General features: G+C 71.5%; 19 protein-coding genes. 9 read left to right on the plus strand and 10 right to left on the minus strand.

Features of this window, described 5'->3' with window-relative positions; all coding sequences use genetic code 11:
• Positions 1 to 205: 205 nt before the first annotated feature.
• Positions 206 to 1,195: a tetratricopeptide repeat protein gene (locus ACFYW3_RS21575; RefSeq protein WP_351757124.1), complete on the minus strand. Its 990-nt coding sequence runs from the start codon at positions 1,193 to 1,195 to the stop codon at positions 206 to 208.
• A gap of 353 nt (positions 1,196 to 1,548) precedes the next feature.
• On the opposite strand from ACFYW3_RS21575, the gene ACFYW3_RS21580 reads away from it, so the two are divergent.
• Entirely contained in the window at positions 1,549 to 2,187 is a 639-nt protein-coding gene (locus ACFYW3_RS21580) for a TetR/AcrR family transcriptional regulator (RefSeq protein ID WP_351757127.1), read from the plus strand.
• Between the two features lie 134 nt (positions 2,188 to 2,321).
• Here ACFYW3_RS21580 and ACFYW3_RS21585 read toward each other — a convergent pair whose 3' ends face one another.
• From ACFYW3_RS21585 to ACFYW3_RS21600, 4 genes are all read right to left on the minus strand, one after another.
• Positions 2,322 to 4,022: a methylmalonyl-CoA mutase gene (locus ACFYW3_RS21585; RefSeq protein ID WP_053677502.1), complete on the minus strand. Its 1,701-nt coding sequence runs from the start codon at positions 4,020 to 4,022 to the stop codon at positions 2,322 to 2,324.
• A gap of 110 nt (positions 4,023 to 4,132) precedes the next feature.
• Positions 4,133 to 4,462: a DUF3817 domain-containing protein gene (locus ACFYW3_RS21590; protein ID WP_053677720.1), complete on the minus strand. Its 330-nt coding sequence runs from the start codon at positions 4,460 to 4,462 to the stop codon at positions 4,133 to 4,135.
• 113 nt (positions 4,463 to 4,575) lie between these two features.
• Entirely contained in the window at positions 4,576 to 5,085 is a 510-nt protein-coding gene (locus ACFYW3_RS21595; protein ID WP_053677500.1) for a MarR family winged helix-turn-helix transcriptional regulator, read from the minus strand.
• A gap of 21 nt (positions 5,086 to 5,106) precedes the next feature.
• The gene (locus ACFYW3_RS21600) at positions 5,107 to 6,369 is read right to left on the minus strand and encodes an MFS transporter (RefSeq protein ID WP_389386996.1); all 1,263 of its coding nucleotides are present in this window, start codon (positions 6,367 to 6,369) and stop codon (positions 5,107 to 5,109) included.
• A gap of 147 nt (positions 6,370 to 6,516) precedes the next feature.
• Between ACFYW3_RS21600 and ACFYW3_RS21605 the strand changes: the two genes are divergently transcribed.
• Positions 6,517 to 7,524: a DUF5937 family protein gene (locus ACFYW3_RS21605; protein ID WP_389386997.1), complete on the plus strand. Its 1,008-nt coding sequence runs from the start codon at positions 6,517 to 6,519 to the stop codon at positions 7,522 to 7,524.
• A gap of 154 nt (positions 7,525 to 7,678) precedes the next feature.
• Here the strand turns inward: ACFYW3_RS21605 and ACFYW3_RS21610 are convergent, their stop codons facing one another.
• Together ACFYW3_RS21610 and ACFYW3_RS21615 are read right to left on the minus strand one after the other, a co-directional pair.
• A complete protein-coding gene (locus tag ACFYW3_RS21610; RefSeq protein WP_351757137.1) occupies positions 7,679 to 7,984 on the minus strand; it encodes an MTH1187 family thiamine-binding protein in 306 nt (101 codons plus the stop codon).
• Positions 7,981 to 8,325, minus strand: coding sequence for a DUF3817 domain-containing protein (locus ACFYW3_RS21615; protein WP_053677493.1), 345 nt, complete (start codon positions 8,323 to 8,325; stop codon positions 7,981 to 7,983). Before ACFYW3_RS21615 ends, ACFYW3_RS21610 begins: the two co-directional genes overlap by 4 nt.
• Before the next feature lie 150 nt (positions 8,326 to 8,475).
• Between ACFYW3_RS21615 and ACFYW3_RS21620 the strand changes: the two genes are divergently transcribed.
• The 5 genes from ACFYW3_RS21620 to ACFYW3_RS21640 all read left to right on the plus strand — a co-directional run bounded on the left by ACFYW3_RS21620 (position 8,476) and on the right by ACFYW3_RS21640 (position 11,819).
• Positions 8,476 to 9,114, plus strand: coding sequence for an AIM24 family protein (locus ACFYW3_RS21620; protein WP_351757140.1), 639 nt, complete (start codon positions 8,476 to 8,478; stop codon positions 9,112 to 9,114).
• The gene (locus ACFYW3_RS21625; RefSeq protein WP_351757143.1) at positions 9,114 to 9,764 is read left to right on the plus strand and encodes an AIM24 family protein; all 651 of its coding nucleotides are present in this window, start codon (positions 9,114 to 9,116) and stop codon (positions 9,762 to 9,764) included. The genes ACFYW3_RS21620 and ACFYW3_RS21625 overlap by 1 nt, the downstream gene beginning before the upstream one ends.
• A gap of 26 nt (positions 9,765 to 9,790) precedes the next feature.
• The gene (locus tag ACFYW3_RS21630; protein ID WP_053677718.1) at positions 9,791 to 10,594 is read left to right on the plus strand and encodes an AIM24 family protein; all 804 of its coding nucleotides are present in this window, start codon (positions 9,791 to 9,793) and stop codon (positions 10,592 to 10,594) included.
• Between the two features lie 69 nt (positions 10,595 to 10,663).
• Positions 10,664 to 11,140 carry a MarR family winged helix-turn-helix transcriptional regulator gene (locus tag ACFYW3_RS21635; RefSeq protein WP_053677716.1) on the plus strand — a complete coding sequence of 159 codons (477 nt, stop codon included), beginning with the start codon at positions 10,664 to 10,666 and terminating at the stop codon, positions 11,138 to 11,140.
• 112 nt (positions 11,141 to 11,252) lie between these two features.
• A complete protein-coding gene (locus ACFYW3_RS21640) occupies positions 11,253 to 11,819 on the plus strand; it encodes a PepSY domain-containing protein (protein ID WP_389386998.1) in 567 nt (188 codons plus the stop codon).
• A 69-nt stretch (positions 11,820 to 11,888) separates the two neighbouring features.
• Here ACFYW3_RS21640 and ACFYW3_RS21645 read toward each other — a convergent pair whose 3' ends face one another.
• Genes ACFYW3_RS21645 through ACFYW3_RS21655 form a run of 3 tightly spaced genes read right to left on the minus strand, consistent with a single transcriptional unit; the run spans position 11,889 to position 14,216 of the window.
• Entirely contained in the window at positions 11,889 to 11,963 is a 75-nt protein-coding gene (locus ACFYW3_RS21645) for a 50S ribosomal protein bL37 (protein ID WP_099895366.1), read from the minus strand.
• Between the two features lie 52 nt (positions 11,964 to 12,015).
• Positions 12,016 to 12,996: a methylmalonyl Co-A mutase-associated GTPase MeaB gene (gene meaB, locus ACFYW3_RS21650; protein ID WP_351757148.1), complete on the minus strand. Its 981-nt coding sequence runs from the start codon at positions 12,994 to 12,996 to the stop codon at positions 12,016 to 12,018.
• An 11-nt stretch (positions 12,997 to 13,007) separates the two neighbouring features.
• On the minus strand, positions 13,008 to 14,216 hold the full coding sequence (locus ACFYW3_RS21655; protein ID WP_389386999.1) for an acetyl-CoA C-acetyltransferase: 1,209 nt from the start codon (positions 14,214 to 14,216) through the stop codon (positions 13,008 to 13,010).
• 146 nt (positions 14,217 to 14,362) lie between these two features.
• Between ACFYW3_RS21655 and mce the strand changes: the two genes are divergently transcribed.
• Entirely contained in the window at positions 14,363 to 14,803 is a 441-nt protein-coding gene (gene mce, locus ACFYW3_RS21660; RefSeq protein WP_267797992.1) for a methylmalonyl-CoA epimerase, read from the plus strand.
• 536 nt (positions 14,804 to 15,339) lie between these two features.
• A complete protein-coding gene (gene scy, locus ACFYW3_RS21665; protein WP_389387000.1) occupies positions 15,340 to 19,875 on the plus strand; it encodes a polarized growth protein Scy in 4,536 nt (1,511 codons plus the stop codon).
• Positions 19,876 to 19,934 lie beyond the last annotated feature (59 nt).

The raw sequence follows: 19,934 nt of genomic DNA on the forward strand, positions 1-19,934 counted from the left end.
TGTTACCCAGGGCCACGACAAACGGGGAACGAGTGAACCAACCGGACAGATCGCGGGGTTCGACTTACTGCGAGTAACAGCGGCCGGAATTACCAAGTTTTGGCAAAGTGCGGCCGCTGTTTCTCTATGTGTCAACAAATCACCGGCGGCCCGCCGACCTCCGGGGACACCCCCGGACCGGCCACGGACCGCTTCCGGACCGGGCCTAGAAGAGCACCCGCGCGAGCGCCGTGCGGGCCGCCGACACCCGGGGGTCGTCCGCACCGATGACTTCGAACAGCTCCAGCAGCCTCAGGCGTACCGTGTCCCGATCGTCACCGAACGTCACCCGCACGGTGTCCACCAGGCGACCGAAGGCGTCCTCCACGTGACCGCCGACCAGGTCGAGGTCGGCCGCGGCGATCTGCGCCGCCGGGTCCTTGGGGTTCTCGGCGGCCGCGGTGCGCACCGCCTGCGGGTTCATGTCCTGGACCCGGACGAGGAGTTCCGCCTGGGCCAGGCCCAGCTTGGCCTCGGTGTTGGCCGGGGCGTCGGCCAGTACGTTCTTGTACGCCTGCACCGCGCCGGCCAGGTCGCCCGCGTCGAGCGCGACGACGGCCGCCTCCAGAAGGGCGTCGTACGGGCCGACGGGCTCGGCGGTCTCGACCGGGGCTCCTTCGGCACTCGGGTCGACCTGGACGCCGATGAGACCGAAGCGCTCCTCCGCGACCTGGACCAACTGGGCCAGGGTCTCGCGGATCTGCTGCTCGGGGGCCGCGCCCTGGAACAGGGGCAGCACCTGGCCGGCGACCACGGCGAAGACGGCCGGGATGCCCTGGATGCCGAACTGCTGCATGAGCAGCTGGTTGGCGTCGACGTCCACCTTGGCCAGGACGAGGCGACCGTTCGCCTCGACGGTCAGCCGCTCCAGGAGGGGGCTGAGTTGCTTGCACGGCTCACACCACTCGGCCCAGAAGTCGAGGACGACGGGAACCTGGTCGGAGAGCTGGATGACATCGCGGTCGAAACCGGCCTCGTCTACGTCGATGACGAGCGCGGACGGCGGTACGGCACCGGTGGGCGCGGCGTCCGCTCCGGCGCCGCCCTGGCGGTTCGCCTCGGCGCGCGCCTGCTCGGCCTTCGCCTTGGCTTCGCCGGCGGCCTTCACCGCGGCGAGGTCGACGACGCCGCTCATGGACATGTTTCTGGGCTGCATGCGTACATCCTCCCCCGTGTGCGCGCGCCGACGAAAAAGATCGGACAAGATCGCGTGAGGAATTCCCGCGCGAACCCGATCGGTGTTACCCGTGTGGTCGGTGTTGCCTGTGTTGTCGCTCCACCGCCGCTCCCCCCGCTGACGCGGTGGAGCGGCGCCGGTGTCGCGTCGGTACTGCGTTGCTTCCCTGAGGTCGGCACCAGGTCCCCACCCGGCGCCCGTAGCCTTCGCGTGGTTGTCGCTCTTACGCTACGAGCCGTAGCGTAACTCCCCCGGACCTCCGGCGCTCCGTGATCTGAACCACAGTGAACGGGCCCCCGACGGTTCACCTACTGGCGGGTATGGTCACCGCCATGCGCAACCCCAGCCCCGGCACCAGCTCCCCGCAAGGCCGCACCGGCCGTCCCCGCAGTGCGGCGGCGGACGAGGCGATCCTCGCCGCGACGCGGGACGCGCTGGTCGAGCTGGGCTGGTCGAAGCTGACGATGGGCGACGTGTCTGCCCGCGCCGGCGTCGCGAAGACCACCCTGTACCGGCGGTGGGCGAGCAAGAACGAGTTGGTGGTCGACGCGGTCGCGGAGCTCTTCGACGCGCTCGAACTGCCCGACCGGGGCTCGTTGGAAGCGGACATCGAGTACGTGGTGCTGCGCTTCGCGGAGTTGCTGCGACGGCCGGAGGCCCGTACGGCCCTGATGGCGGTGGTCGCCGAGTCCACCCGCGACGAGGCGCTGCGAGACCGGATCCGGTCGGCGATCGTGGACCGGCAGAAACGTCTCGTCGTACTGGGGCGCGAGCGCGCGCAGGCTCGGGGCGAACTCCCCTACGAGGAGGACGAGTCCCTGGCGAACCACACCACGGACCTGATCTTCGACGTGATCGCGGGCACGGTGGTGCACCGGGCCCTGGTCAGCTCGGAGCCCGTGGACGAGATCTGGGTGGCCACCTTCACGGCCCTGCTGATGCGCGGCCTCCTGGGCGCGACACCGGCCTGAGCCGCGGGCCCCACACCCCCTGAGCCGGACCCGGGCCACGGCCCACGCGAAAGCCGGCCGCGGCGCCTCCTTCCGGGGGCACCGCGACCGGCTGTCGTGAACGAGTGGATCACACGCGGATCAGGGATCGGGGATCAGAAGCCGGGCGGCTCGGTGTACGTGCCCCACTCGTCCCGCAGGACGTTGCAGATCTCGCCCATGGTGGCCTCGGCCCGCACCGCGTCCAGCATGGCCGGGATCATGTTCGAGCCGTCCCGGGCGGCGGCCAGCATGGTGTCGAGCGAGGCCTTGACCTTGGCGTCGTCCCGACGCCCCTTGCGCGCGGCCAGTTCCTCGACCTGTACCCGCTCCACCTCGTGGCTGACCCGGAGGATCTCCAGGTCGCCGGTGACCGATCCGTGGTGGACGTTGACGCCGACGACCCGCTTGTCGCCCTTCTCCAGGGACCGTTGGTAGGTGAAGGCCGATTCGGCGATCTCCCCGGTGAACCAGCCGTCCTCGATGCCGCGCAGGATGCCCGAGGTGATCGGCCCGATGGGGTGCCGTCCGTCCGGATGGGCGCGCAGTCCGCGCTCCTTGATCTGGTCGAAGATCTTCTCGGCGTCGGCCTCGATGCGGTCGGTGAGCTGCTCGACGTACCAGGAACCGCCCAGCGGGTCGGCCACGTTGGCCACGCCGGTCTCCTCCATCAGCACCTGCTGCGTGCGCAGGGCGATCTCGGCCGCCTGCTCGCTCGGCAGGGCGAGGGTCTCGTCGAGGGCGTTGGTGTGCAGCGAGTTGGTGCCGCCGAGGACGGCCGCGAGGGCTTCCACGGCGGTCCGAACGACGTTGTTGTACGGCTGCTGGGCGGTGAGGGAGACGCCGGCGGTCTGGGTGTGGAAGCGCAGCCACATCGTCTTGTCGGACTGTGCGCCGTAGACCTCCTTCATCCAGCGGGCCCAGATCCTGCGGGCGGCGCGGAACTTGGCGATCTCCTCGAAGAAGTCGAGGTGCGCGTCGAAGAAGAAGGAGAGACCGGAGGCGAAGTGGTCCACGTCCAGGCCGCGGGAGAGGCCGAGTTCCACGTAGCCGAAGCCGTCGGCGAGGGTGTAGGCGAGTTCCTGCGCGGCCGTGGCCCCGGCCTCGCGGATGTGGTAGCCGGAGACGGACAGCGGCTTGTAGGCCGGGATGCCGTTCGCGCAGTACTCCATGAGGTCGCCGATGAGGCGCAGGTGCGGCTCGGGTTCGAAGAGCCACTCCTTCTGGGCGATGTACTCCTTGAAGATGTCGGTCTGGAGCGTGCCGTTGAGCACGGCCGGGTCGACACCCTGACGCTCGGCGGCGACCAGGTACATGCAGAAGGCGGGGACGGCGGGGCCGCTGATGGTCATCGAGGTGGTGACGTCGCCGAGCGGGATGTCCTTGAACAGGATCTCCATGTCGGCGGCGGAGTCGATGGCCACACCGCAGTGCCCCACCTCGCCGAGGGCGCGGGGGTCGTCGGAGTCGCGTCCCATCAGGGTCGGCATGTCGAAGGCGACGGAGAGCCCGCCACCGCCGGCGGCCAGGATCATCTTGTAGCGCTCGTTGGTCTGCTCGGCGTTGCCGAACCCGGCGAACTGCCGGATCGTCCAGGTCCGCCCGCGGTATCCGGTGGCATGCAGGCCGCGGGTGTAGGGATACTCTCCCGGCCAGCCGATGCGCTCGAATCCCTCGTACGAGTCGCCGGGCCGGGGCCCGTAGACGGGATCGACGGCGTCGCCGGAGAGCGTCGTGAAATCGGCCTCGCGCTTGCGGGCTTTGTCGTACCGGGCCTGCCAGCGACGGCGGCCCTCCTCGATGGCGTCAGCGTCCATACCCATGAATTTACTAGGACGTCCTAGTAAATGTCGATGGCAAACCCCCGGGGAGTCGTCCCGGGGGTGCCCCGCTCAGCCGTGCCGCGAGCCGCGCGCCGGCATCGGCTCTAGGCCTTGGCGGTGGTCAGACCGTCTTCGACCAGCGGTTCGACCTCGGCGCGGACCTTGCGCTCGACGAAGAAGGCCGCGAGCGGAATCGTTCCGCTGACCATGACCCAGAGCATCTTGCCGAAGGGCCACCGGGCCTTGGAGCTCAGGTCGAAGGCGAAGACCAGGTAGATCATGAAGAGCACGCCGTGTGCCTGCGAGACCACGAAGGTCAGGTCGGCGCCCTTGTCGAAGCCGTACTTGAAAACCATGCAGGTGCACAGCACCAGCAGCATCACGGCAGTGACAAAGGCCATCACCCGGTACCGGGTCAGCACGCTTCGTTTCATGGCCACGAGCCTAACCGTCCGTTTTGCGCGATCTTGACGCGGGCCCCCGTGATCGACATCGCGATCGACGTCGTGCCCGACGCCCGTGATCGACGCGGGCCCCGTGACGGGAACTACTTCTCGTCGAAGTCGCCGGCGGACACCCGCAGGGGGCGCAGCAGGGCGAAGATCTCCCCGCACTCCTCGGTGTCGTACGCCCCGAGACCGAAGTCGATCTCCATCAGGTCCCGGGTCGCCGCCTCGACGACCTCGCGGCCCTTGTCGGTGATCGACGCGAGCGTGCCGCGCCCGTCGTTCGGGTTGGGCCGCTTGGCCACCAGCCCGGAGCGCACCAGCCGGTCCACGGTGTTCGTCACCGAGGTCGGGTGGACCATCAGCCGCTCGCCGATCTTCGACATCGTCAGCTCGCCGGCCTGCGAGAACGTCAGCAGCACGAGGGCCTCGTACCGCGCGAAGGTCAGTCCGTACGGCTTCACCACGGCGTCGACCTCACCGAGCAGGATCTGGTGCGCCCGCATGATCGAGGTGATGGCTGCCATCGAGGGCACCGGACCCCAGCGGCGCTCCCAGAGTTCGTCGGCGCGGGCGATGGGGTCGAAGGGAAGGCTGAGCGGCTTGGGCATCCACCAGACCCTACCGGGCGGTCATTTGGTGGTCAGCCCCGTCTCATCCCTCGGCACCTCCGCGACCGGGGCGCAGGCGCGCAATTCGGTCAGCAGGGCCAGGACGACGAGGGTGCCGAGCACCCCCGACGCGGTGACGACGACATGGACCGGCAGGAACTCGGCGGCGAGCCCCGCCGCGGCCATGCCGACTCCCTGGAGGGTCATCATCCCGGTCCCGAGCAGGGTCATCGCCCGACCGCGCAGTTCCTCGGGCACGGCGTCCACGTACATACGGTCGAGCCCGAGGGTGTACGCGTGGGCCAGCCCGGCGAGCAGCAGTGCCCCGAGGGTGACGACGACGCCCGGCCGCGCGGCGTACAGCAGGAGCGGGGACAGGCCGGCCGCCGCGAGCGGGGCCACGATCCGCGAACGCGTTCGGGCGGTGAGTACGGAGCCCGCCCAGAGTTCACCCGCGATGGTGCCGACGGGCAACGCGCACATCAGCAGGCCGAGGGCGACCGTTCCGGCGCCGAGGCCGGCGACGTACGGGGCGAGCAGCGCCTCGGGGACCACGACGAAGACCGGCGGCAGCCAGAACAGCAGGGTCAGCACGCGCGTCCGACGGTGTCGGAAGACGGCCCGCAGTCCGCCGAGCGGGGTGCCGCCGGTGCCCGCGCGGGCGGGTCGGGCCGCCGTGCCGAGGCGCAGCAGGAGTGCGGAGCCCAGGAAGCCGGCGGCGGTGAGCGCGAGGGCCCCGCGGGGTGCGAGGACGGTGAGCAGCAGCCCGCCGAGGCCGAATCCGATGAGTTGGGCGCTCTGCGCGACCATGCGCAGCAGCGACCGGCCGAGGACGAAGACGTCGCCGGCGCCGAGGATGTCGGCGAGGGAGGCGCTGCGGGCGCCCTGGAAGAGGGGTGCGACGAAGGACATGGCGCAGCGCAGGGCGAGGAGTCCGGCGACGGGGGTCCCGGGCAGGACCATGGCCGCCGCGCAGGCCGCGCAGACGAGGTCGCAGACCACGAGCACCCGGCGGGCGGGGTACCGGTCGGAGAGCCCGGCGAGCAGGGTGCCGCCGAGGGCGTAGGGCAGGAATCCGAGGGCGAAGGTGAGCGCGCTCATCAGCGGCGAGTCGGTGAGCCGGTACACGAGGACGGTCAGGGAGATCTCGACGACGACGCCGAGCACGGACATCAGGTGCGCGGCGAAGACGCTCCGGAACTCCCGGACCCTGAGGACGGCCCGGTATCCGGAGTCGGTCGGGTCCGCCTTGTGATCGACGGCCGGTTGGTTGACGGTTGTCATGCGGGCAGCCTGTTCGGGGCCGGGCCCCGGGGGCAGGGATTCGTTCCCCGCCGAATCTTGACCGCGTGATCCGGCGGAAGGGCCGCGCGAGGATCTCGGGAAGAATCGGCAGGCCTCGGGATGGCCTCGGGGGCCTCGGGAGGGTCGATGCCGTTCCACTACCGGTTCGGTCCGGTGGACCTGCTGCGCTGTCGCTTCTCGATCTCCCCGCGCTGGGAGACTCAGGAGGCGGTCCGGGTCCTGCTGTACCGGAACCGCCAGGCCTACCACCTGCCGTGGCTGCGGGGGATCCGTGAGGCGGCGGACGGCCTGGACCTGCGTCCGTTGTGGTTGCTGATGCCCCGCAAGGGGCACAATCCGGACTTCCTCAGCCCGCCGCCGTCCGGCCCGTCGGTGACCTTCGAGGAGGAGCTGGCCCGGGTGCGCGCGGCCGATCCGGGCGCTGCCCGGGAGGACCTGCGGCGCTCCCTGGTGTGTACGCCGGGGGCCGTGGAGAGCGAGATCGGGCAGCGGTTGCTCGCGGATCCGGAGCGGTCCGTGCGGGAGTTGGCGGATCTGCTGGAGCGGGCCTGGACCTGTCTGGTCGCCCCGCACTGGCCGAGGTTGCGGGCCCTGCTGGAGGCGGACGTCCTCTTCCACTCCCGCAGGCTCGCGGCGGGCGGGTTGGAGGCCCTCTTCGACGGGCTCCACCCGGATCTGCGGTGGTCCGGGGACACCCTCGTCATCGACCGGCGCACGCACCACGACCGCTCGCTCGACGGCCAGGGGCTGCTGTTGATGCCGAGCGCGTTCGTGTGGCCCGAGGTGGTCGGGGGCTACGACCCGCCGTGGCAGCCGACGGTCGTCTACCCGGCCCGGGGCATCGGCGCGCTGTGGGCGGCCTCGGACGGTCCGACCCCGCGGGCGCTCACCCGGCTGTTGGGGCGGGCCCGGGCCGAGGTCCTGCGCGCCCTGGAGGAGCCCGCGTCCACCTCGGAGTTGGCCGAACGGCTTCGCCTGGCGCCGTCCACCGTCTCGGCCCACCTCAAGACCCTCCGGTCGGCGGGGCTCCTCCTGTCGTCCCGCCACGGCCACCGGATCCTCTACGAACGCACCCCCCTGGCCATCGCGTTGGCCGCGGGCACCGATCCGGGGAGCGGGTCCTCCCCGCCCTGACGGGGGTCGCGCGGTCGCGCACGGTGTCGCGGACCGGACCCCCGCCCTCGGCGCGGGGACCGTCCGGGTGTCCGCGCGGGCCCCGGCGGGGCACGCGAGAGCGCCCCCGGCCTGGTCGGCCGGGGGCGCTTCGCGTCACGAACGGTGCGGGGCGTCAGCCCTCGGAGCCGGCGGCGAGATGCCGCTCGACGGTGTCCACCTTCGAGGTGATGCCGTCCGAGACTCCGGGACGGATGTCGGCCTTGAGGATGAAGGAGACCCGGGGCGCCCGCGCCTCCACGGCGGCGACGGCGCGCCGCACCACGTCCATCACCTGATCCCACTCGCCCTCGACCGTGGTGAACATCGCGTCGGTGCGGTTCGGCAGCCCGGACTCCCGTACGACACGGACCGCGTCGGCGACGTACTCGCCGACCTCCTCGCCCACCCCGAGCGGGGTCACGGAGAACGCGACGATCATGCGCGGGCCGCCTCGCGCGCCCGCGCGGCCAGGACGCTGTCGGCCTCGTCGCGCTTGAGCAGCCGGTCCCCGTACAGGCCGCCGAACGGCAGCAGCGCCAGCAGGAAGAACAGGGCCACCTTCTTGAGCGGCCACTTCGCCTTGTTCCAGACGTCGAGCAGGAAGACCGCGTAGATGACGAAGAGGATCCCGTGCAGGATGCCCAACGGCATCATCAGGTAGTCGATGTCGGAGACCCGGCTGAGCAGCGAGCCGAAGATCAGCAGGGCCGGGAACGACAGTGCCTCCGGTACGGAGATGAGGCGCAGCCGGTGCAGGGCGGAAGCGGTCTTGATGTCCACGTGGAACCTTCGCGGGAGGAGGCCGGGGGTCCTTCCCAGTGTCTCAGCCGCCCCGCGGGATCTTGACCGGGGTACCCGGAACGACCGAGTGTGGCGGATATCGGTCACGAAGCCCTGTTCGGTCCCGCACTCTGCGGATAACGTCTTCCCGTGGCTCAGTTCCGACTCCAAGGCAGCAAGGTGCTCGCCGTCGACCTGACCGGGGACGCCGTCAAAGCGAAAAACGGCTCCATGGTCGCGTACGACGGCCAGATGGCCTTCAAGAAGATGTCCGGCGGTGGCGAAGGCCTCCGCGGGATGGTGACCCGCCGGCTGACCGGCGAACAGATGACGGTGATGGAGGTCCAGGGGCAGGGCACCTGCTTCTTCGCCGACCGTGCGAGCGAGATCAATCTGGTCAGCCTGCGCGGCGAGAAGCTGCACGTGGAGGCCGGCAACCTGCTGTGCACCGACGCCGGCCTGCGCACCGGCACCACCTTCACGGGTCTGCGCGGGGCGACGTCGGGCAACGGCCTGTTCACCACGACCGTGGAGGGCTCCGGCCAGGCCGCGATCATGTCGGACGGTCCGGCGGTGGTGTTGCGCGTCAGCGCCCAGTACCCGCTGTCGGTCGACCCGGGCGCGTACGTCGCGCACACCGGGGACCTGCGGCAGTCCTTCCAGTCGGGCGTGAACTTCCGCACGCTGATCGGCGAGGGCTCGGGCGAGGCGTTCCAGATCCGCTTCGAGGGCGAGGGGCTGGTCTACGTGCAGCCCAGCGAGCGCAACACCATCGGGGGCGACATCTGATGCCGTTCCGCGAGGTCAACTCCAAGATGGTCGAGGCGCAGGTCGTCCCCGGGCAGAAGATGTACAGCCAGCGCGGCGCGATGCTCGCCTACCGGGGCGAGGTCTCCTTCACCCCGAGCCTGACCGGTGGTCAGGGCGGGGTCATGGGCATGATCGGCCGCCGGGTGGCGAACGAACAGACGCCGCTGATGTCGGTCGAGGGCAGCGGCACCGTGATGTTCGGCCACGGCGGCCACCACATCCAGGTGATCAACCTGTCGGGCGAGACCCTGTACGTGGAGGCGGACCGGCTGCTCGCCTTCGACGGCACCCTCCAGCAGGGCACGATGTTCATGGGCTCGCAGGGCGGGGTCATGGGCATGGTCCGCGGCCAGGTGTCCGGCCAGGGCCTGTTCACCACCACCCTCAAGGGGCACGGCTCCGTCGCCGTGATGGCCCACGGTGGGGTCATCGAACTGCCCATCACCCCGAACCGGCCGGTGCACGTCGACCCGCAGGCGTACGTCGCCCACCACGGGGACGTCAGGAACAAGCTCTCCACGGCGCTCGGCTGGCGCGACATGGTGGGGCGCGGCTCGGGCGAGGCGTTCCAGTTGGAGCTGTCGGGCCAGGGCGCGGTGTACGTACAGGCCTCGGAGGAGAAGCTGTGACGCATTACTCCGGAACGAACGGCCCCGTGCCCGGCGGACCGGGAGGTCCGACGGTCTTCGACCCGTACACGCTGCCCTCCGACGACAACGTCAACGCGTACACCTTCTGCGTGGAGCTCAAGGGGAGCCAGTGGTTCCTGCAGAAGGGCAAGATGATCTCGTACTACGGGAGCATCGAGTTCAACGGCATCGGCAACGGCCGCTTCGACCGGCTGCTGCGCACGAGCTTCCACTCGCCCCTGCACGCCGCCGACTGGGTGGTGGCAGAGGGCCAGGGCAAGATGCTGCTGGCCGACCGGGCCTTCGACGTGAACTCGTACGACCTGGACAAGGGCAACCTGACGATCCGGTCGGGCAACCTGCTGGCGTACCAGCCGACGCTGGCGCTGAAGCAGTCGATCGTGCCGGGGTTCCTGACGCTGATCGGCACCGGGAAGTTCGTGGCCGCGTCCAACGGGCCGGTGGTGTTCATGGAGCCTCCGCTGCGGGTGGACCCGCAGGCGCTGGTGGGCTGGGCGGACTGCCCCTCCCCCTGCCACCACTACGACCACGGCTACATGTCGGGCGTGATCGGCGGCCTGCGCTCGCTGACGGGCATCGGGGGCTCCTCGGGCGAGGAGCACCAGTTCGAGTTCGTGGGAGCGGGCACGGTGCTGCTCCAGTCGTCGGAGATGCTGATGGCGGAGCAGGCGGTCGGCGCGGTCGGCGCCGGCGCGGCGACGGGCAACGCGCAGGGCGTTCCCGGGGCCGGTCAGGGGCCGCTCGGTCAGATCGGCGTGCCGCGGATGCCCGGACAGCTGGGTGATCTGCAGCGGCGCTTCGGGCTGTGATCTCGTACTGCGATCGTCCTATTTTTGTACGCAATTCAACTTTTTAGGTAGAGTTCAGTCATGGAGACCATGGAGACCGAGACGGCCACGCGCTGGCTGACCGACGCCGAACAGTGCGCCTGGCGCACCCACCTGGACGTCAGCAGGCTGCTGATGCACCAGCTGGAAAAGGATCTCCAGCCCTTCGGCCTCACCAACAACGACTACGAGATCCTCGTGAACCTCTCCGAGTCGGAGGGTCACCGGATGCGAATGAGCGACCTCGCGACGGCGACCCTGCAGTCCAAGAGCCGGCTCTCCCACCAGATCACCCGAATGGAGGCGGCCGGGCTGGTCCGCCGGGTGAACTGCGAGTCCGACCGCCGCGGCCTGTTCGCGGTACTCACGGACGAGGGCATGGAGACCATGCGCAAGGTCGCCCCGCACCACGTGGCGTCCGTGCGACAGCACTTCATCGACCTGCTGCCGCCGGCCGCCCTGGCGGCCCTGCGCGAGTCCCTGCGCCCCGTGGCCGAGCACCTGCGGGACAACCGCGGCAAGGGCTGACGGCACTCCCCGCGCCGGATCCGGCGATCGATCGGAGAATGGTCGATATCGCCCGCCGGTCCGCCCGCCGAGCAACCGTAGGCGCCCGGGCCGGCCCGAGGAGGTACTGCCCATGAAGCGCAACGTGATCATCTCCGCGGCCGCGGCCGCCGTCCTCACGGTCGGCGGCCCGACCGCGGCGGCCGTCGCCGCCACCGGCGACACGACCGGGACCACGACCACGGCCACCGCCGCCCGCGCCGACGTGACCGCAGAAAGCGCGAGCGACGCGGCCCTCAAGCACCACCCGGGTGTCGTCGGTTCCCTCGACAAGGACGGCGCCGTCTGGCACGTCAACGTGGTCGCCAAGAACGGCAAGAACACCGAGGTCGAGGTCGACTCCGCAGGCAAGGCCACCACCCGCGACACGGACAACGACAACGCCGCCGAGTACGCGCCCCTGATCGCCGCCAAGGTCAACGCCAAGAAGGCGATGGCGGCGGCCCTCGCCGCCAACAAGGGTGCCAAGGTGTGGTCCGTCGACTGGGATGACGACGACGACAACGGCAGCACCTACTGGGACATCGAGGTCAAGTCGAGCGACGGCAAGACCAAGCACGTCCACGTCGACCCCACCTCGGGGAAGGCCACCGCTTCCTCGTCGGACTCGAACGACAACGACGACAACGACGACAACTGAGTCGTCGCTTTCGCCCGGACACGACGAAGGCCGCGCCCCGGCTCGGGGGCGCGGCCTCCTCGTGTGCGGTCAGGCGTTGGGACGCTTGCCGTGGTTCGCCTTCTTCTTCTTGCGGGCTCGCTTCTTGTTTCCGCGCTTCGCCATGACACCACTCCCTTACAGGGGATCCTTCGGGCCATTCCGGGCGATTGCCAGTTTAGGTTCGCCCCCGGGAGTCCGCATCGGTCAGCGTCGCCAGCAGGGCGTCGGAGGCCGCGTACGGGTCCAGCTCCCCCACGGCCACCCGGGCCGCGAGCGCGTCCAGCCGCGCGTCCCCGCGCAGATCCGCCATTCGGGCACGCAGGGCCGTCACGGCGATGGTCTCCACCTCGCGGGCGGCACGGGCCGTGCGACGCTCGGCCAGTACGCCGCGCTCGTCCATCCAGGCCCGGTGCTTCTCCAGCGCCTCGACCAGCTCGTCGATGCCCTGGCCCCGCGCGGCCACCGTCTTGACGATCGGCGGCCGCCAGTCGCCCTTGCCCCGGGACTCCCCCAGGCTGAGCATGTGGTTCAGCTCCCGGGCGGTCGCGTCCGCGCCGTCCCGGTCGGCCTTGTTGACCACGTACACGTCGCCGATCTCCAGGATGCCCGCCTTCGCGGCCTGGATCCCGTCGCCCATCCCGGGCGCCAGCAGCACCACCGAGGTGTCGGCCTGCGAGGCGATCTCCACCTCCGACTGCCCGACCCCGACCGTCTCGACCAGGATCACCTCGCACCCGGCCGCGTCCAGCACGCGGATCGCCTGCGGCGCCGCCCAGGCGAGACCGCCCAGGTGGCCGCGGGTGGCCATGGAGCGGATGTAGACCCCCGGGTCGGAGGCGTGGTCCGACATGCGCACCCGGTCGCCGAGGAGCGCGCCCCCGCTGAAGGGCGAGGACGGGTCCACGGCGAGCACCCCGACGCGCTTGCCGGCCTTGCGGTAGGCCGAGACGAGCGCCGAGGTGGACGTGGACTTGCCCACGCCCGGGGAGCCGGTGAGCCCCACCACGTACGCCCCACCGGTGAGCGGGGCCAGGGCGGCCATCACCTCGCGCAGGTGCGGGGACGCCCCCTCGACCAGTGAGATCAGCCGGGCCACGGCCCGGGGTCGGCCTTCTCGGGCCTGGGCCACCAGTGTGGGGACGTCCACCGTCGTCATCCTCGTGACACCTACGCCTTCGCGCCGGGCACGCGCACGATCAGGGCGTCGCCCTGGCCGCCGCCACCACACAGGGCCGCCGCTCCGACACCGCCGCCGCGCCGGGCCAGCTCCAGGGCCAGGTGCAGCACGACCCGGGCGCCGGACATGCCGATCGGGTGCCCCAGGGCGATGGCGCCGCCGTTGACGTTCACCTTTTCCGGGGTCACGCCGAGGTCCTGCATTGACTGCACGGCGACCGCGGCGAAGGCCTCGTTGATCTCGATGAGGTCCAGGTCGGAGACCTCCAGGCCCTCCTTCTTCAGGGCGTGCAGGATGGCGTTGGACGGCTGCGACTGGAGCGAGTTGTCGGGTCCCGCCACGTTGCCGTGCGCGCCGATCTCGGCGATCCACTCCAGGCCGAGCTCCTCCGCCTTGGCCTTGCTCATCACGACCACGGCGGCGGCGCCGTCGCTGATCTGCGAGGAGGTGCCGGCGGTGATGGTGCCGTCCTTGGTGAAGGCGGGGCGCAGCTTGCCGAGGGACTCGACCGTGGTCTCGGCGCGAATGCCCTCGTCCTGCGAGAAGACCACCGGGTCGCCCTTGCGCTGCGGGATCTCGACCGGGGTGATCTCGGCCTCGAAGACGCCGTTCTTCTGCGCGGCGGCGGCCCGCTGGTGCGAGGAGGCGGCGAACGCGTCCTGCGGGGCGCGCTCGATGCCCAGGCGGGTGTTGTGCTTCTCCGTGGACTCGCCCATCGCGATGTTCTCGAAGGCGTCGGTGAGGCCGTCGTAGGCCATCGCGTCGAGCATCTCGATGGCGCCGTACTTGAAGCCCTCGCGGGACTTCGGCAGCAGGTGCGGGGCGTTGGTCATCGACTCCTGGCCGCCCGCGACCACGATGTCGAACTCCCCGGCGCGGATCAACTGGTCCGCGAGCGCGATGGCGTCGAGGCCCGACAGACACACCTTGTTGATGGTGAGCGCGGGAACGTTCATGGGGATCCCGCCCTTGACGGCGGCCTGTCGGGCGGGAATCTGACCCGCGCCGGCCTGGAGCACCTGGCCCATGATCACGTACTGGACCTGGTCGGCGGAGATCCCGGCCCGCTCCAGCGCGGACTTGATCGCGAAGCCGCCGAGGTCGGCACCCGAGAAGGACTTCAGCGAGCCCAGCAGACGCCCCATGGGCGTGCGGGCCCCAGCGACGATCACCGAAGTGGTGTTGTTCGTTCCGGACATGATGGCGGATCCCCTTTCAGCGGGGAAGCTGAGGAGTGAACGAGGGTTTACCTGAATGTACTGAGCAGTACCCGCGCCGTCACCGGCCAGTCGGTGTGATCGCTGGCACGTTGCGTGACGCCCCTCCCGAGCTGTGCACTGGTCCCATGCTGACAAGAATCGACCACATCGGGATCGCCTGCTTCGACCTCGACAAGACTGTCGAGTTCTACCGTGCCACGTACGGATTCGAGGTGTTCCACTCCGAGGTCAACGAGGAGCAGGGCGTCCGCGAGGCCATGCTCAAGATCAACGAGACCTCCGACGGGGGTGCCTCCTACCTCCAGCTCCTGGAGCCCACCAGGGAGGATTCCGCGGTCGGCAAGTGGCTCGCCAAGAACGGGGAGGGCGTCCATCACATCGCCTTCGGGACCGAGGACGTCGACGGTGACGCCGAGGCCATCCGCGGCAAGGGCGTCCGCGTCCTGTACGACCAGCCGCGCATCGGCTCCATGGGGTCCCGGATCACCTTCCTGCACCCCAAGGACTGCCACGGCGTCCTGACCGAACTGGTCACCTCCGCCCCGGAGGCGGCGGAAGGGCACTGAGGCGCGTGGCGCGTGTCGTCGAACGACCGGTCGTGACGCCCCGCGCGGGAGTTTGCGTTGCGTCACGCCGGCCGGCGCGCGCCTTGGTTCCGGAACGGCTGTTTCCGCTGCCGGAGGGGCCGGTGAGGGGTGCCGGCGGGTTCGGACACCGGCCCGGGGTCCGTGCGCGTGCGCGAACGCGGCCCCGTCCTGACGGGCGGCGGACCGGCTCCCGTCGCCGCCCGTGATCGACTCCGACCATCGCCGGTCGGCTTGTCTGAAGATCTGTTCGTACCCACGGGTACACCCCGCTCCACCCCTGCTGACAGGCGTTCTTCGGGCTCCCAACCAGGCGATGCGCACCCAAGCGCACTGATGTCCCGTTTCTCCGGCCGGTAGAGTGGCCATGGCTCGGCCGGGGTTCGGTGCGGAGACGGGGTCGGGGCCTGTGACCCCTGCCCCGGTATCTGACACCATTCCCCGGGGGCGTCGTTCAGCGGGCGAGCGATGCTCAATTGGGAGTGAGCTTGCAACCAGGGGACGGATGGGACCGCGCTGTGCGGGGCTACGAAAGCCAGGAGAGCCACCAGGCCGAGGTCGACCATCTCTCGCGCTTCGAAGCCGAGATGGAGCGGCTGAAGAAGGAGCGCGGGAAGGCCGTCCAGCACGCCGAGGACCTGGGCTACCAGGTCGAGGTGCTGCGCGCCAAGCTCCATGAGGTACGCCGCAATCTCGCGTCCCGCCCCGCCTACGACGGCGCGGACATGGGTTACCAGGCGGAGCAGCTGCTCCGCAATGCCCAGATCCAGGCCGACCAGATGCGCTCCGACGCCGAACGCGAGCTGCGCGACGCCCGGGCCCAGACCCAGCGGATCCTCCAGGAGCACGCCGAACACCAGGCACGCCTCCAGGCCGAGCTGCACGGCGAGGCCGTCAACCGCCGCCAGCGCCTCGACCAGGAGCTGAACGAGCGCCGCCAGACCGTCGAGGCGCACGTCAACGAGAACGTCGCCTGGGCCGAGCAGTTGCGCGCCCGTACCGAGTCCCAGGCGCGCCGGCTCATGGAGGAGTCCCGCGCCGAGGCCGAGCAGGCGCTGAACGCCGCCCGCGCCGAGGCCGCCCGGCTCGCGGAGGAGGCCCGACGCCGGCTCACCGCCGACTCGGAGGCCGCCCGTACCGAGGCCGAGAGCACCCTGCTGCGGGCCCGCAAGGAGGCCGAGCGGCTGCTGACCGCCGCCTCCTCGCAGGCGCAGGAGGCCACCGAGCACGCCGAACGACTGCGGAGCAGCACCTCCGCCGAGGCCGAGCAGACCCGTCAGCAGACCATGGACCTCGGCCGCGTCGCGGAGTCCCGGGTCCAGGAGGCCGACTCCGCGTTGCGCACCGCGCGCGCCGAGGCGGAGACCCTCCTCGCGGAGGCCAAGGAGAGCGCCGCACGGCAGCTCGCCTCGGCGGAGTCCGTCAACGAGCAGCGCACCCGCACCGCGAAGGAGCAGGTCGCACGGCTGGTCGGCGAGGCCACCAAGGAGGCCGAGGTCCTCAAGGGCGAGGCCGAACAGTTGCTGGCCGACGCCCGCGCCGACATGGAGCGGCTGCGCGCCGAGGCCGGGGAGCAGGCCCGCGCAGCCGCCGCCGAGGACACGGCGGCGCAACTGGCGAAGGCCGCCCGCACGGCCGAGGAAGTACTGAACAAGGCCTCGGAGGACGCCCGGGCCACCACCCGCGCCGCGTCCGAGGAGGCCGAGCGGATCCGTCGCGAGGCGGAGGCCGAGGCCGACCGGCTGCGCGTGCAGGCCGCGGCCACGGCCGACGAGCTCAAGGGCGCCGCGAAGGACGACACCGAGGAGTACCGGGCCCGTACGGTCGAACTCCAGGCGGACGCCCGCAGGCTGCGCGGCGAGGCCGAGCAGTTGCGCGCGGAGGCCGTCGCCGAGGGCGAGCGGATCCGCGGCGAGGCCCGCCGCGAGGCGGTCCAGCAGATCGAGGAGGCGGCCCGGACCGCCGAGGAGCTGCTGGGCAAGGCCAAGTCGGACGCGGACGAGCTGCGCGGCGGGGCGACCGCCGAGAGCGAGCGGGTCCGCGGCGAGGCCGTGGAACGGGCCGGCACCCTGCGCAGGCAGGCCGAGGAGACCCTGGAGCGGACCCGCGCCGAGGCCGAGCGGCTGCGCGCCGAGGCCGAGGAGGAGGCGGAGTCCGTCCGCGCCGAGGCCGACGCGGCGGCGCGGGCACGGCGCGAGGAGACCGAGCAGGCGCTGTCGGCGAAGCGGGCGGAGGCCGACGAGGAACTGGTCCGGCTCCACACGGACGCCGAGAACCGACTGACCGCGGCCGAACAGACGCTGCGCGACGCCCGGACCTCGGCGGAGAGCATCCGCCGGGAGACCACGGAGGAGAGCGACCGGCTGCGCGCCGAGGCCGCGGAGCGGATCCGCACCCTCCAGGCCCAGTCGGAAACCGAGGCCGACCAGTTGCGCACGGACGCGGCGGACGACGCCGGTCGGGTGCGCGCGGAGGCCGAGCAGGTCGCGGTGCGGCTGCGCGGCGAGGCCGAGTCCGAGGCCGAACGGGTCCGTACGGAGGCGCAGGAGACCGCCGACCGGCTGCGCGCGGAGGCCAAGGCCGCCGCCGAGCGGGTCGCCGCGGAGGCCGCGGAGGCGCTGGCCGCCGCGCAGGAGGAGGCCGCCCGGCGTCGCCGGGAGTCCGAGGAGACGCTTGCGTCGGCGCGCACCGACGCGGAGAACGAGCGGGCCCAGGCCCGCGAGCAGAGCGAGGAACTGCTGGCGCAGGCCCGCAAGCGTTCCGAGGAGGCCCAGGCCGAGGCGATCTGGCTGACCGAGGAGGCCGAGCGGCGCGCGTCCGAGGTCGTGTCGGCCGCGGAGACGACCGCCCAGCAGGTACGGGACGCCGTGGCCGGGCTGCACGAGCAGGCCGAGGAGGAGATCGTCGGGCTGCGCAGCGCGGCCGAGCACTCCGCCGAGCGCACCAGGGACGAGGCCGAGGAGGAGGCCGGACGGGTCCGCGCCGACGCCCACGCCGAACGGGAGCGGGCGTCCGAGGACGCCACCCGCCTGCGCGACGAGGCCCGGATCGAGACGGACGCCGCGAAGGCCCTCGCGGAGCGCACGGTCGGCGACGCCATCGCCGAGTCGGAGCAACTGCGCACCGACACCGCCGAGTACGCGCAGCGGTTGCGCACCGAGGCCACCGACGCGCTGGCCGCGGCCGAGCGGGACGCGGCCCGGACCCGGGCGGACGCCCGGGACGACGCGAACCGGATCCGCGGCGAGGCCGCGGAGTCCCTGGACGCCTCCCGCGCCGAGGGCACCCGGATCGTCGACGAGGCCACGCGACTGGCCGAACTGCACACCGAGGAGACCCGCGCGGCGAACGCCGCCACGATCGAGGAGGCCGGCGAGCAGGCGGCCCGACTCACCTCCGAGGCCGAGGCGGCGGCCGACGCGACCCGCGCCGAGGCCGCGGACACGTTGGACGAGGCCCGCTCCGAGGCCAACCGGCTGCGCAGCGAGGCCGCCGAGCAGGCGGACCGACTCGTCACCGAGGCGGCGTCGGAAGCGGACAAGCTCACCGAGGAGACCCTCGCGGCGAACGCGGCCACGGTCGGCGAGGCCGCGACGGAGGCCGAACGGCTGCGCACCGAGGCGGCACGGACCCTGGACGACGCACGCGCCGAGGGCGCCCGTCTGATCGGCGAGGCCGCGGCCGAGACCGAGCGCATGACGGTCGAGACGCGGGCGGCCAACGACCTCACGGTCGGCGAGGCGGCCGAGGAGGCGCAGCGGCTGCGTACCGAGGCGGCGCGGATCCTGGACGAGTCCCGCGAGGAGGGCGGCCGGATCATCGGCGAGGCCACCGCGGAGGCCGAGCGGGTCACCGAGGCCGCGAACGAGACGTCGGCGAGCGCCGAACGGGACTCCGAGCGGATGCTCGACGAGGCCCGCGAGGAGGCCAACAAGCGACGCAGCGAGGCCGCCGAGCAGGTGGACCGGCTCATCACCGAGGCGGCCGCCGAGGCGGACAAGCTCACCGAGGAGACCCGCAAGGACAACGAGCGGACGGTCGGCGAGGCCGCCGCCGAGGCCGAACGGCTGCGCACGGAGGCCGCCGAGGCCCTGTCCTCGGCGCAGGAGCACGCGACCCGTACCCGGTCGGAGGCCGAGCGGGTCAAGGCGGAGGCCGCGACCGAGGCGGAGCGCACCCGCGCGGAGGCCCGTACGGAGTCCGAGCGGCTGTTGGACGAGGCCCGCGAGGAGGCCAACAAGCGACGCAGCGAGGCCGCCGAGCAGGTGGACCGGCTCATCACGGAGTCCTCGGCGGAAGCGGAGAGGCTCACCACCGACGCGCGGCAACAGGCCCTCGCCGCGACCACGGCGGCCGAGGAGCAGGCCGACGCGATGGTGGACGCGGCCCGCAAGGAGGCCGCGCGGATCACCTCGGAGGCGACCGTCGAGGGCAACTCCACGGTGGAGAAGGCCCGTACGGACGCGAACGAGTTGCTGGTCGGGGCGCGTACGGACGCCGCCGCCATAAGGGAGCGGGCGGAGGAGCTGCGCGGCCGGGTCGCGTCCGAGGTCGAGGAGCTGCACGAGCGGGCCCGCCGCGAGTCGGCGGAGCAGATGAAGTCCGCGGGCGAGCGCGTGGACAAGCTGGTGCGGGCGGCGACCGAGCAGAGCGTCGAGGCCGACAAGAAGGCCAAGGATCTGGTGTCGGAGGCGAGCAGCGAGGCCGGCAAGGTCCGCATCGCCGCCGTGCGCAAGGCGGAGGCGCTGCTCAAGGAGGCCGAGCAGAAGAAGGCCGAGGTGACGCGCGAGGCCGAGAGCACCCTCGCCGAGGCGAAGGCGGAGGCCGAGCGACTGGTCGACGAGGGTCGCCGCGAGCTGGAGGTCCTGGTGCGCCGGCGCGAGGACATTCAGGCGGAGATCTCCCGTGTCCAGGACGTTCTTGAGGCGTTGGAATCATTCGAGGCGCCTTCGGGCGGCGGAAAGCCGACGATCGGCGGTCAGGGCGCGGGGGGCGTGAAGGCCGGAGCGGCAGCGGGTTCCACTCGTTCGAGTGGCAAGTCGTCAGAGAGCTAGTCAGCACATGAAGATGTGTGCTCCTGATGGAGGTTCAGGCGAACGGGCGACAAGCATTC

Origin of the sequence: Streptomyces sp. NPDC002602 (assembly GCF_042889445.1) — a bacterium.
Lineage (GTDB): Bacteria > Actinomycetota > Actinomycetes > Streptomycetales > Streptomycetaceae > Streptomyces.

What these genes read in the sequence shown, in the direction of transcription:
- ACFYW3_RS21575 (WP_351757124.1), bottom strand. Translation starts at nt 1,195, where the DNA reads ATGCAGCCCAGAAACATGTCCATGAGCGGCGTCGTCGACCTCGCCGCG.
- ACFYW3_RS21580 (WP_351757127.1), top strand. Translation starts at nt 1,549, where the DNA reads ATGCGCAACCCCAGCCCCGGCACCAGCTCCCCGCAAGGCCGCACCGGC.
- ACFYW3_RS21585 (WP_053677502.1), bottom strand. Translation starts at nt 4,022, where the DNA reads ATGGACGCTGACGCCATCGAGGAGGGCCGCCGTCGCTGGCAGGCCCGG.
- ACFYW3_RS21590 (WP_053677720.1), bottom strand. Translation starts at nt 4,462, where the DNA reads ATGAAACGAAGCGTGCTGACCCGGTACCGGGTGATGGCCTTTGTCACT.
- ACFYW3_RS21595 (WP_053677500.1), bottom strand. Translation starts at nt 5,085, where the DNA reads ATGCCCAAGCCGCTCAGCCTTCCCTTCGACCCCATCGCCCGCGCCGAC.
- ACFYW3_RS21600 (WP_389386996.1), bottom strand. Translation starts at nt 6,369, where the DNA reads ATGACAACCGTCAACCAACCGGCCGTCGATCACAAGGCGGACCCGACC.
- ACFYW3_RS21605 (WP_389386997.1), top strand. Translation starts at nt 6,517, where the DNA reads ATGCCGTTCCACTACCGGTTCGGTCCGGTGGACCTGCTGCGCTGTCGC.
- ACFYW3_RS21610 (WP_351757137.1), bottom strand. Translation starts at nt 7,984, where the DNA reads ATGATCGTCGCGTTCTCCGTGACCCCGCTCGGGGTGGGCGAGGAGGTC.
- ACFYW3_RS21625 (WP_351757143.1), top strand. Translation starts at nt 9,114, where the DNA reads ATGCCGTTCCGCGAGGTCAACTCCAAGATGGTCGAGGCGCAGGTCGTC.
- ACFYW3_RS21635 (WP_053677716.1), top strand. Translation starts at nt 10,664, where the DNA reads ATGGAGACCGAGACGGCCACGCGCTGGCTGACCGACGCCGAACAGTGC.
- ACFYW3_RS21640 (WP_389386998.1), top strand. Translation starts at nt 11,253, where the DNA reads ATGAAGCGCAACGTGATCATCTCCGCGGCCGCGGCCGCCGTCCTCACG.
- meaB (WP_351757148.1), bottom strand. Translation starts at nt 12,996, where the DNA reads ATGACGACGGTGGACGTCCCCACACTGGTGGCCCAGGCCCGAGAAGGC.
- ACFYW3_RS21655 (WP_389386999.1), bottom strand. Translation starts at nt 14,216, where the DNA reads ATGTCCGGAACGAACAACACCACTTCGGTGATCGTCGCTGGGGCCCGC.
- mce (WP_267797992.1), top strand. Translation starts at nt 14,363, where the DNA reads ATGCTGACAAGAATCGACCACATCGGGATCGCCTGCTTCGACCTCGAC.